13 protein-coding genes are annotated in these 11,701 nt (G+C 42.5%); 12 read left to right on the top strand and 1 reads right to left on the bottom strand.

Annotation, left to right across the window (positions count from 1 at the left end):
- Nucleotides 1–3: 3 nt before the first annotated feature.
- From HMPREF9706_RS01515 to HMPREF9706_RS01485, 7 genes are all read left to right on the top strand, one after another.
- Nucleotides 4–498, top strand: coding sequence for an ECF transporter S component (locus tag HMPREF9706_RS01515; RefSeq protein ID WP_006907587.1), 495 nt, complete (start codon nucleotides 4–6; stop codon nucleotides 496–498).
- A gap of 125 nt (nucleotides 499–623) precedes the next feature.
- Nucleotides 624–1,181: a hypothetical protein gene (locus HMPREF9706_RS01510; RefSeq protein WP_231285822.1), complete on the top strand. Its 558-nt coding sequence runs from the start codon at nucleotides 624–626 to the stop codon at nucleotides 1,179–1,181.
- Nucleotides 1,182–1,265: 84 nt separating this feature from the next.
- The gene (pip, locus tag HMPREF9706_RS01505) at nucleotides 1,266–2,219 is read left to right on the top strand and encodes a prolyl aminopeptidase (RefSeq protein WP_006907585.1); all 954 of its coding nucleotides are present in this window, start codon (nucleotides 1,266–1,268) and stop codon (nucleotides 2,217–2,219) included.
- 64 nt (nucleotides 2,220–2,283) lie between these two features.
- Nucleotides 2,284–3,402 (top strand): TM2 domain-containing protein, encoded by a 1,119-nt coding sequence (locus tag HMPREF9706_RS01500; RefSeq protein WP_006907584.1) that lies wholly within the window; start codon nucleotides 2,284–2,286, stop codon nucleotides 3,400–3,402.
- An 85-nt stretch (nucleotides 3,403–3,487) separates the two neighbouring features.
- A complete protein-coding gene (locus tag HMPREF9706_RS01495; RefSeq protein ID WP_006907583.1) occupies nucleotides 3,488–4,477 on the top strand; it encodes an LLM class flavin-dependent oxidoreductase in 990 nt (329 codons plus the stop codon).
- Between the two features lie 88 nt (nucleotides 4,478–4,565).
- Entirely contained in the window at nucleotides 4,566–4,808 is a 243-nt protein-coding gene (locus HMPREF9706_RS01490) for a YkvA family protein (RefSeq protein ID WP_006907582.1), read from the top strand.
- Nucleotides 4,809–4,836: 28 nt separating this feature from the next.
- Nucleotides 4,837–5,631 carry an HAD family hydrolase gene (locus tag HMPREF9706_RS01485; protein WP_006907581.1) on the top strand — a complete coding sequence of 265 codons (795 nt, stop codon included), beginning with the start codon at nucleotides 4,837–4,839 and terminating at the stop codon, nucleotides 5,629–5,631.
- A 50-nt stretch (nucleotides 5,632–5,681) separates the two neighbouring features.
- Here HMPREF9706_RS01485 and HMPREF9706_RS01480 read toward each other — a convergent pair whose 3' ends face one another.
- Nucleotides 5,682–6,212, bottom strand: a complete 531-nt coding sequence (locus HMPREF9706_RS01480; RefSeq protein WP_006907580.1) for a biotin transporter BioY — start codon at nucleotides 6,210–6,212, stop codon at nucleotides 5,682–5,684.
- A gap of 162 nt (nucleotides 6,213–6,374) precedes the next feature.
- On the opposite strand from HMPREF9706_RS01480, the gene HMPREF9706_RS01475 reads away from it, so the two are divergent.
- From HMPREF9706_RS01475 to pcp, 5 genes are all read left to right on the top strand, one after another.
- A complete protein-coding gene (locus HMPREF9706_RS01475; protein ID WP_006907579.1) occupies nucleotides 6,375–7,886 on the top strand; it encodes a DUF1846 domain-containing protein in 1,512 nt (503 codons plus the stop codon).
- Between the two features lie 24 nt (nucleotides 7,887–7,910).
- Nucleotides 7,911–8,879, top strand: a complete 969-nt coding sequence (locus HMPREF9706_RS01470) for a GMP reductase (protein ID WP_006907577.1) — start codon at nucleotides 7,911–7,913, stop codon at nucleotides 8,877–8,879.
- A gap of 207 nt (nucleotides 8,880–9,086) precedes the next feature.
- A complete protein-coding gene (locus tag HMPREF9706_RS01465; protein WP_006907576.1) occupies nucleotides 9,087–10,052 on the top strand; it encodes a serine hydrolase in 966 nt (321 codons plus the stop codon).
- 40 nt (nucleotides 10,053–10,092) lie between these two features.
- Nucleotides 10,093–11,019, top strand: coding sequence for a mechanosensitive ion channel family protein (locus tag HMPREF9706_RS01460; RefSeq protein ID WP_006907575.1), 927 nt, complete (start codon nucleotides 10,093–10,095; stop codon nucleotides 11,017–11,019).
- Nucleotides 11,020–11,037: 18 nt separating this feature from the next.
- The gene (gene pcp / locus HMPREF9706_RS01455) at nucleotides 11,038–11,685 is read left to right on the top strand and encodes a pyroglutamyl-peptidase I (protein WP_006907574.1); all 648 of its coding nucleotides are present in this window, start codon (nucleotides 11,038–11,040) and stop codon (nucleotides 11,683–11,685) included.
- The last annotated feature ends 16 nt before the right edge of the window (nucleotides 11,686–11,701 follow it).

Here is an 11,701-nt window from a genome sequence, read left to right as displayed (position 1 = left end):
TTAATGAAAAAAGATGCACGGACTTTTACCCTAGTGATGGTGGCAGTATTGATTGCGATAACCTGTGTGGCTACGATGTTGGTTCAAATTCCTATCCCTAATGGATCGGGTTATTTTAACCTAGGAGATGCAATTGTGATCACTTCGGGACTTCTATTTGGACCGGGGGTTGGCTTCTTAGTGGGTGGAATTGGTTCAGCTATGGCTGATTTCCTATCGGCCTATGCTTTCTATGCACCTTTTACCCTTGTGGTTAAGGGCTTAGAAGGTTGTTTAGCTGGCTACCTCATCCATAAAGTGTCCAACAAGTGGTTAGCCAGTATTCTAGCAGGGGCCTTAATGGCTCTTGGCTATCTGATTGTGGATAGCTTGTTGTATAATTTTGCGACGGCGAGTGGGGGTTTCCTAATGAATCTCTTCCAAGGCATGGTAGGGGCCTTTGTTGCTAGCTTAATTTATCCATTATTGGTCAAAAAGACTAACCGTCGATTAAACTAATGGATTGCTATCAGCTCTCTCATAAAAGAGGGCTGATTTTTTGAAAGGATTCAAGTCGAAACGTTTTCATTTCAGTTTTATTTTTAGTATACTAAGCTTAATCATTGAAAGGAGTAGTGATGACTATGGATACAAAGACATGGATCTTAATCTTGATTATTGTGGTGGGGGTTATTTACTTTATCTACTACCGGCGCAAGCATCAAAAAGAGATTGACCATCTCACGCATCAAGGGGAGCCTGTCGCTGACCCACTAGGTAATAAGCCGGCTGATTTAGGTCTGGATGATTCAGTTAAACAACCGGAAGCGAGTGTTAAGGAAGACCAAGCGGTTAACTTGACTGGAGAAACGGTGACCATTGAAGCTACACCTGCTACAGACTATCCAACTTTGACTTTTAAGGAATTGTTAAGTCAAGAAAAAGGGGCTCATGGTCAATTGCAAGGAGAACTTGTCTCATTCTATACGCAAGATCTACAAGTGGAAGGTGCCAAGGCCTTGGGGTCACTCTTAATGGATTCACAAGACAGTGATCAATTGGTTGCTTTGAAGTTTCTTCAGGAGCCAAAAGACTTGGAAACGAATCAATCCATTCGGGTGAAGGGCTACTTACAATCCATTGACTCCGTTCAAGAGACTCAAGTACCAGCCTTTGTTGTGGAATCCGTCGAAAAACTTTAAGGCTTAAAGTCATATAGTTAGGGTGAGCGGGTCACTGGATTCAAGTGATCGGCTCACTTATTTTATTTGAAAGGAAATACATTCATGAAATACCGTTATGATTGTCCCGTCTATCGGCAATTTTACTTAAGGGTTGCAGATGGTCATGAGCTTTATGTCGAAGAGGCTGGTAATCCTGAAGGACAAGCCATAGTCTTCTTGCATGGAGGACCCGGTGGATCGATCACGCCCCAGTGTCGTCAATTCTTTGATCCTGAAAAATATCACCTTATTCTTTTCGACCAACGTGGTACTGGAAAGAGTCGCCCCTTTTTAAGTCTGCATTATAATACGCCTCAGGCTTCCGTTGAGGATATGGAAGTCTTAAGAAGCCAGCTAGGCCTTGAAAAATGGATTCTCTTTGGCGGTTCTTATGGATCAACTTTAGCTCTCTTATATGCCATTAACCATCCTGAGCGAGTTGAAGCTCTCTTATTAAGAGGCATCTTTCTCGGACGTCAAAGTGATATTGATTGGTTGTATGAAGGGGGTGCTGGTCAATTTTATCCAGAGGAATTTGCCGCCTTTAAAAATCATATCGATCCTGCCCATCAAGATCATTTGGTCCAAGCTTATTATCAACGGCTAACCAGCGGTGACCAAGATCAAGCTCGCCAAGCAGCTAAGGCTTGGGCAGACTGGGAAGCGGGATTGGTTCATTTATTACCCGATAAGAATTTATCGTGTGAATTAACGCCATCTGACCAGTCGATTGCTTTACTGGAAGCCCATTATTTTGCCAATGGGCTCTTCTGGCAAGAAGATAATTACCTGCTTAACCATCTAGCTCCCATTCAAGCAATTCCCTGCGCGATTGTTCATGGCCGTTATGATGTGGATTGTCGTTTAAGCGGTGCCTATGAACTCGCTCAAGCTCTAAACCAAGCCAAGTTATTTATTGTTGAAGAAGCAGGCCATAGTCCCTATGATCCCCCGATGTTTCAGCAGATTGTCCGTTTGTTAGACCATTATTCGCAGGAAAAGGGATTTTTTTACTAGGGAAATTAAACAATCCTTGCTATAATAGGTGATGTATTAAATGGATGATAAGGATCGGTGAATTATGAAAGCAATATTTAATTTCCTATTGATTAGCCCTCAGACATTTCGCAAGCAGTTAAAATCGCCGGCATTTGCGGCACTTCTTTGCTTCTTGGTGGGGCCTTTAGGTTACCACCGGCTCTATGTCAAACAAGATCGGAGATTCTTCCTGACTCTCTTGATCACTATTGGCTTGGGCCTTGTTGGTTGGAAGCTTAGTTGGATACCGCTGATGGTTTGGTATGCTTGTTTTGTATTGGAAGGCTTGATTTATTTGATCATTTCCTTTACCTACTTGAATAAGGAAGTGGGTGAGCCACCTGCCAATACGCACACTCCCAAGTCATCTGATTATGGGACTCGAAGTCGATCTCGAGATTCTCGTTCTCAAGAACGCTCACAAGAAGAGGATGATAATCGTTTAATTATTAAGCCCAAGGATGTTTTTGAGGAGCGAAATATCGATCTTGACACGCTAGACAGTGATCAACCAGTGGAAAAGACTTACCTTGATCAAGTGGATCAGCAAGCAGAAGAAGACGAGCAGGCGCCTGTCAATCCAGAGACGATCTCCATTAGTCTCAACTTGTCTGATCTGCAAGCGGAAAGCTCGCAAGCAAAAGAAACTCAAGAACCGCAAGACTTAGCGGGAACCTATCCCTTAAAAGATATGGTTCATTTAGAAGCGGAAGCAACGGCTTCAACTTCAAAAGGGCATTTAGATTTGACCCAAGCTGATATTCAGGAATATGAACTCTATCCGACTCATATTAAGGCCATTGAAGCAGTTCAACCAGCTTCCGATGAGTTATGGACGAATGAGCTGACTCGACGAGAATTGGTCAGTCATTTCAAAGAGTTAATTAACTTGATTGGAACAGAACTAGTCGCACATCAGGAATTGTTGGCGGACCCTTCCTTTAGCTATCTCTTGAATTTCTACCAAGAACAGGTGCTCTCAGGTCCGATGAAGTTAATTCTTCAATCGCTTTATAATTTGAGTGAGAATCTTTTGCTCAGTCAATACATTGAACAAAGTCGCTTATCGAGTGGGACAGATCTTCAACTGCTAAAAACCTTGTTGCCTACGACGATCTTCAGTGTGGTTGAAGACTATTACAACCAATATACGCAGTATTAAGGTGGTCTAATTGGTCGTCTCATTAAAGGCCTGTCAGTTCATTAACGAAGATACTTTGATGTAGAGATGTAGAAAGGATGATATCATGCAATTAGGAATTCATGATCTACTTCCCTTGGAACAGGGAGAAACGACGCTTGACCGTTACCAAAAGACCATCGAGATGGTTCAGGCTTTAGAAGAGATGGGCTATGATCGTTATTGGGCGTCGGAACATCATGGAATGGTTAATAATGCGAGTTCTAGTCCTGAAATTTTGATCGCATACTTGGCCGCTAAGACCCAGTCGATCCGTTTGGGAACAGGAGGCACGATGATCGTTAACTACTCTCCCTTGAAGGTGGCTGAGTGGTTTAAGACTTTAAGCCTTTTAGCTCCGGGTCGAATTGATTTAGGAATAGGTCGAGCCCCAGGAGCTGACCAGGCAGGGATGATTGCCTTGGCTTCAGGGAATCCTATTTCTTTTGACTATCTTTATGAGAAAGCGCAAGTTATCCTTGATTATATGATGGACCAAAAGCCGAGTGCCTTTTATGGGCAAGTCAAGGCTATCCCGGAGGCAGTCGGCCAGCCTGCTCAGCCTTGGATGTTGGGTTCTTCAGGTAACTCCGCCATCCAGACTGGAAAGATGGGGTTAGGCTACTCCTTCGCCCGTTGGTTTGCCTTGAATGTGGATGCGGATGTATTTGCTCAATATCGGAAGAATTTTAAACCATCCGACTTCTTCTCAGATCCTCGGGTCATGGTATCCTATCTGATTATTTGTGCGGATAGTTCGGAAGAGGCTGACTATCTAGCTAAACCCATGGAAATTCAACGAGCCAGCGATCTATCACAGCCTCTATTAAGTCCAAAGGCTGCGCAAGATTATTCATTTTCATTGAAGGATCAAGCCCTCATCGATAGTTATTATCAAAGGCATTTTATGATCAAAGGGACACCGGACCAAGTCAAGGCGATCTTAGAAGATGAGATTAAGGAATTTGGTATCGATGAATTGATGATTTATAGTCCGATTCCAGATCAAAAAGCAAGGTTACGGTCTTATGAGTTGTTGCATCAAGCCTTAAAATAATCCAACTTGAGATGGATGTTTTAACATCTTATTTCCTTTAATATTAGTCATAAGCAATGAGGCTTTAGACAATGAAAGGAATGATTTGATGTTCAAAAAACGTCCCTTAACACTTTTACAAAAATTACCTTTATTTTTTAGAGCCCTGGTGGCTCCGGATACTTCGTGGCCCTTGAGAGGGGTGATCCTCTTGACCATTGGTTATATTGTTCTTCCCACGGATTTAATACCGGACTTCCTAGGTCCTTTTGCCTGGTTAGATGATCTTTTGATCGCTCATTGGGCGATTAATCAAGTTATTCAGCGTCTTCCTGCCTCTGTTAAGCAATAGTAGCAGGAGTGCTTATGAAGGAGCAGTCATGTATAAATTAATCATTTGTGATTTAGATGATACCCTCTTGGATCCGATGAAACAGCTGCCTGTAGGATTTGATAATTTTAGGCAGACATTGGAGGAACGAGGAATCAAATTCACGTTAGCTACTGGGCGGTCGAATCAGTCGGTTCAGCCCTTTATCGATGCTTTAAATATTGATCTACCCTATGCGAGCTCAAATGGAGCGGTCATTATGCAAAAAGGCCATAAAATCCATTGTTTTAAGATGGCCCTAGGTCCCTTACGTCCCTTGATTGAGATTGCTCAGTCCATGGGGATAAGTGTTATCTATGTAGTCGATGGAGTGGAATATGCAGCTAATCTAACGGACTTTATTCAAAAACCCAATCCGGATAATTTGAGTACTCAGATTTATCGGCCAATAGTAGCCCGAGATTGGCAGGAATTAAAAGTTGATAAGGTTTTTCTTGCGGACCCCAATAGTGGCGTTGGACTCAGTCGCCTTTATGCCTTAGCTAATAATTTAGGCCCTCATTATCACTATCATTGTTTTGAAGATTGGGCCATGGATATTGTGAGTCGTCAAGTGGACAAGGGCAATGCCCTTAAGTGGATTGCTCAGTATCTGCAATTGGCCCCTCAGGAGGTTCTCGCTGTTGGAGATGGTGAAAATGACCTTCCTATGATCCAAGCGGCTGGTCATGGTTTTGCGGTGGCTAATGCCATCCTAGAGCTTCAGTTGCAAGCTGATTCCATTGCTAAAGCTGCCTATGGACAGGGTGTCATTGAGGAATGTCTGCGATTGATTCAAGCCTAAAATAAAGAGAGTGAGTCGACTGTCCTTAGTCAAACTCACTCTCTATTTAATTAGTGGGAGAAATGAAGCTGAGGGGATAAGATTTGGCTGATTCGATAGGCTAGCCAGGCTTTCACTAGATCTCCTGGAATAAAGGGCAGGCAGCCCAATTGCAAGATTTGCTTAAAGTTTAAGCCTTTAGCTAGATGGCCATTCAGGATCCAGGCCATATAGGTTAAGCCGATGAGATAGATGATCACTTGAGCGAGTAATAGGGCGAGGAGAGTCGATTTTCCTCGGTCTCGATAGTAAGCGATGATTACGCCAGCTAGCAAGAAAGCCAGTAAAAAGCCAAATGAAGGGGATAGAAGGTAGCCAACGCCCCCTGAAAAATTAGCAAAGACGGGTAATCCAATGAGTCCCATCAATAAATAGACACCATATAGGCACAAAAACAAGCGAAGGGGATACAATAAAGCCAGGATAAATACGGCGAGGGTCTGGCAGGTAAAGGGGATTGGCCCTAGATGAAAGGATAGCTGTGAAGCTATTGTCAGCAAGCCAATGCCTAGAGCGCCATAAGTTAAATCTTTCGTTGTCATAATTTACCTCCTGGTTAAAAGATACCTTTTTCTTCCGATTAGTCAACCATTTTTTAAAACAAGTTGACAAGTATTTGATAAAATTATCGAATAAAGCTTTTTTCTAGTTAGAATTTTGGTAAAATACAATCTGGAACTTGTGTATAAAGGAAGGGATCATCTATGAGACAAAAAATCGGTTTTGATAATGATAAATACCTCAAGGAACAATCCAAGTATATTTATCAACGTTTAGAAGGAATCGATAAGCTCTATCTTGAATTCGGTGGAAAATTGATTGGCGATAAACACGCTAAGCGTGTTTTGCCTGGTTATGATGAAGATGTGAAGTTAACCCTCTTAAAAGAAATGAAAGACCGGGCCGAAATTATCATTTGTATTTATGCCGAAGATATCGAGCATAATAAGGTAAGAGGGGATTATGGCATTACCTATGATCAAGATGTTTTGCGTTTGATTGAAGAGTACAATGAACTAGAAATTCAAGTGAATTCGGTACTGTTAACCCGTTATAGTGGTCAAAAGAGTGCATTCGCTTTTAAGAAGAATTTGGAAAACCGCGGTATTAAGGTTTACACCCACGAAGCGATTCCAGGTTATCCAACCGATCTAGATCTTTTATTCTCAGAGCAAGGTTTTGCGAAGAATGCTTATATACCAACCAGTAAGCCACTGGTGATTGTGACGGGACCTGGAGCCGGTTCAGGTAAATTAGCCACCTGCTTGAATCAAATCTATCATGAACAAGCTCATGGGGTGAAGGCTACTTATGCCAAATTTGAAACCTTCCCAGTCTGGAATCTGCCATTAAAGCATCCAGTAAATGTGGCCTATGAAGCGGCGACCGTTGATCTTAATGATATTAATGTTCTTGATTCTTATCACATCGATGCTTATCAGGAAATGGCGGTTAATTATAATCGAGACATGGTCATGTTTCCGGTTATTAAGCGGATATTAGCCAATACCGCTTCAGTCGCTACCCAATATCAGTCACCAACGGATATGGGCGTAAATTGCATTAAGGCGGGTATTATTGATGAAGAGGTCGTTAAAGAAGCGGCTCAGCAAGAAATTATTCGCCGCTACTTCCAAGTAGAACAAGATTATAAAATGGGCTTGGCGGATGAATCCGTTCGGTCTAAGATGCATTTGATCCTAGAAGATTCTAACTTAAAGACGGATGATCGTCGTTGCGTTTACTATGCTCATCAATATGGTAAGGAGGTTCAAGAGCGGACACAAGCGGAAGAACCGGTTTCTGTTTTAGCCATTGAATTACACGATGGTAGCTTTATTACAGGTCGGACCACTTCTTTGATGGATGCTTCCGGAGCTGCCTTGATGAATGCCTTAAAAGAGTTGGCTGGTATTGGTGACCAGATCGACTTACTCGCTCCTATGGTGTTAGAGACCATCCAAAATCTCAAGGCTCAGACCCTTGAATCACGCCACTCCATTTTATCGCTGAATGAATTGTTAATCGCCCTAGCGATCTCAGCTGTGACCAACCCGACAGCCCAGCTTGCCTATAAGCAACTGGCTAAATTACGCGATACCCGAGCCCATTCGACGGTAATTTTATCGCAAGATACCCGACGTCAATTATTGCAATTGGGTATTGATATTACCTGTGACCCTGTATTTGATAGTCATTTTGACCTTAGTCATTAATTCAATTTATAAAGGAGTTATACCATGAACACTTTTGATTATGAACAAGTCCAATTGATCCCGAATAAGTGCATTGTTAAGAGCCGTAGTGAGTGTGATCCCTCTGTTCAATTTGGACCAAGACGCTTTAAGATTCCGGTTGTTCCAGCCAATATGCAGACGGTCCTAAATGAAGAATTAGCCATTAAGTTGGCTCAAGCGGGTTATTTTTATATTATGCATCGCTTTGAGCCAGAGAAACGACTGGATTTTGTGAAGAAGATGCATGAGTTAGGCCTTTATGCATCGATCTCGGTGGGTATTAAGGATGATGAATATCATTTTATTGATGAATTGAAGGCAGCTAATTATCCAGTTGATTATATTACAATCGATGTGGCCCATGGTCACTCTGATTATGTCATTCAAATGATTCGCTACATCAAAAAGAACTTGCCTAAAACCTTTGTTATTGCGGGAAATATTGCTACACCAGCTGCCGTTCGAGATTTAGAAAATGCTGGGGCGGATGCTACCAAAGTGGGGGTAGGACCGGGGCGTGTATGTATTACCAAGATTAAGACCGGCTTTGGAACAGCAGGCTGGCAATTATCAGCCATTCGTCTCTGTTCCAAAACAGCCCGTAAGCCGATTATCGCGGATGGAGGCATCCGGACCCATGGCGATATTGCTAAGTCTTACCGTTTTGGTGCGGATATGGTCATGATTGGTTCGCTTTTAGCGGCCCATGAAGAATCCCCTGGTGAAACGAGCCAAGAAGATGGCGTGACCTACAAGGAATACTTTGGCTCTGCCTCACAATTCCAAAAGGGGATTTATCGGAATGTCGAAGGGAAGAAAATTCTCTTGCCGAGTCGAGGATCAATTTTTGATACCTTAAAAGAGATGGAAGAAGATTTACAGTCATCGATTTCTTATGCGGGTGGCCGTGATATTGGGGCTATCCGAACCGTTGATTATAATATTGTGCCAACGATTTATAATGGGGACTAAAAAGTCTCACCTATCCGCTTTAAGGCGATGCCCTCTAGGGGGTTATCGCCTTTTTTATTAGGGGAGGGGGTCTTGATTTTAGAGGCTAAGATCGTTAGACTTTAAGAGCAATCATTCGCTAAAGAATCAGATTTATTCGAATGATTGATAAGGCCTTTTTCTTATATTAAAAGATGAGGGATGATTAGTAATAAAGGAGTCTCAGCCGTGTCTCGTAGTTCAAATTTCCGTCGTTTTACATTTTTTATCATGATTGTCAGCCTGTGGTCTAGCGTGTTTGGTCAATTGATAGTGGCACAAGCGTCCGTGACTAAGGCTAATGTTACGGCTAAGGCTAATCAGTTGACCGATGACCAAAAAGAAGCCCTCAAGCATTCTGCTAAACAACAATCAACTCTTAAGGAAGCCATTCAAGCCAAAAAACAAGACTGGCGTGTTCAACAACAACTCAAGGATATTGACCGCTACCTTGAACGCTATCAGAAAAAGTCAGTTTATGTTGATTTTTGTTTTTTAGATTTGGATCCTAATCTACGAGCGGGTCTGAGGTCTGACCAAGCTGTTTCCGCTCAATCCATTCCTAAGATTGCTTTTGTGGCTTTTTGTCAAGATCTTGTCGCAAAGGGCGACTTATCCTGGAACGATCGCTTTAAGTATGATCCCGTTGTATTGGACCAATCGCTGTCCTATCCTGCGAGTGGTTCAGGCAGTCTCAAACGCGAAAAACTCTCTGGTAAATCCTATAGCTTGAAAGACCTGGTACATCGTACCATGGCTGAGTCCGATAATATTGCGGCTGATATGCTGATGTATTATATTGCCAAGCCACAACAAAAAGCCTTCGACCGTTTTGTGAAAAAAGTCTACCAAGAAAAGACCTGGTCCTGGGATATGTCAGCCCAACAGATTAACCAACTATTTCGCTATTTGTATCAACAAGATGAACAATGGGGCTTTGAATCCTTGGATAAGACCGCCTGGGATGGCCGTTTTATCGATGTGTTGCCCGTTAATACCTATCAAAAGATAGGGTCTTGGGAGGGAACCTATTATCATTCTGTGGCCTTGGTAGAAGGTCAACGACCTTATTTGTTAACGATTCTTACTGAATCTCCCAATGAAAGGATGATTGGACAGATCTCAAAAGATATCTATCAAATTGTTTCAGACTAGCTTATTAAGGTTAGTGTTCAGCACTGGAAAGGAGTTTCTAATGACTAGCCCAAATGAAATTGGCTCAGCGGCCAACGAAATTGTCAAGAATTCAGACCTACTTAGTAATAAAGAAGTTAATCATCTGATTCGATACCTACAAAGTGAAAGCTTTTGGACCCATCTCATCTCTAAGGGGATTGATTTAGTTCTGGTTTTTGTCTTATTTACTTTAACCTATCGATTCATTATCTGGTTAACCGACCGGTATTTTAGTAAGGCATCCACCCCTGATCGTTATAGCGCTCGTAAGAAAACCCTGCACGGAATTATTAATAGTATTTATAAGTTTTTCTATTACTTCTTATTGATTTATTCTGCTTTTTCGATTCTGGGGGTACCAGTTTCTACTCTGGTCGCTGGGGTAGGGATGTTGTCAATCGCCTTAGGGATTGGGGCTAAAGACCTTGTCAGTGATTGTATCGCTGGATTCTTTATTCTTCTGGAGGACCAATATCGAATCGGTGACCTGGTTACCATTAATCAAATTTCAGGCACTATCCGCAAATTCTCGGTCCGGACAACGGTGATTAAGGATTATGATGGCGCTTACCATTATTTAAGTAATGGTGATATTTCAACGGTTGCTAACTTCTCTAAGGATGAGGCTCGGATTCAGCTAGACTTTTTTGTCAATGGGGATTCCCCCTTTGAAGCGATGAACCAACTAGCTCATCAAGTTTACGAGGATCTTTTCTTAGAGGATAAACGAGTCATTAAACGATTTGTTCAACCAGGGCTTTTTACGGATGGGTCCAATCGAACTTACTATCGGATCCAATTGTGGGTGAGAGATTACGATGATTTAGTCTCGGTTCAGGGACAGTATCGTCGAGCCTTGGTGGAAGCCTTCCATCAGGCTGGCATCGTCCTACCTGTCAACAATCCTACTGATTATCAAGTTCAAACCGGTAACGCAGCGGACTAGAATTGAGGAGCTAAAATCATGAATTTATTAATAACAGCCTTTGAGCCCTTTGATAAGGAGCCCATTAATTCTTCCTTGGAAGTGATGAAGGCTCTTCCGAAGACCATCCATGGGGCTAGGATTACAACACTTATGGTGCCGACCGCCTTTCATAGTTCAGCCCAGGTTTTAAGTCAAGCCTTAAATCAAGCTGTTTATGATTATATTGTCTGTCTGGGTCAAGCTGGTGGACGAGCGGCAGTGACACCAGAACGGGTGGCAATTAATCTAGACGATGCACGCATTCCGGATAATCAAGCAGCCCAACCGATTGACCAAGTGATTCAAGCAAAGGGACAGGCTGCTTATTTTAGCCAACTTCCTATTAAGGCGATGGTAGCTGCGATGAAGGAAGCAGGGGTGCCAAGTCAAGTCTCCAATTCAGCAGGAACTTATGTCTGTAACCACCTGATGTATCAAGCCTTATATTTGACACATACGCGTTATTTAAAGACGCATGCGGGCTTTGTTCATTTACCTTATTTGACGCAGCAAGTGATCGACCGGCCCCATTTACCAAGTCTGACGCTTGATCAAATGGTGTTGGGAATGGAAGCGGCGATTGGAGCGATTGTCAATTACCATGATCAGGTCGACTTAAAGGTATCTGGTGGACAGAACCATTAGTCAGATCTGTTCCTCA

The organism is Facklamia hominis CCUG 36813 (assembly GCF_000301035.1).
Taxonomy (GTDB): domain Bacteria; phylum Bacillota; class Bacilli; order Lactobacillales; family Aerococcaceae; genus Facklamia; species Facklamia hominis.
Note: the sequence above shows the minus strand (reverse complement) of the source record. Positions and strands in the feature narration are given on the sequence as shown.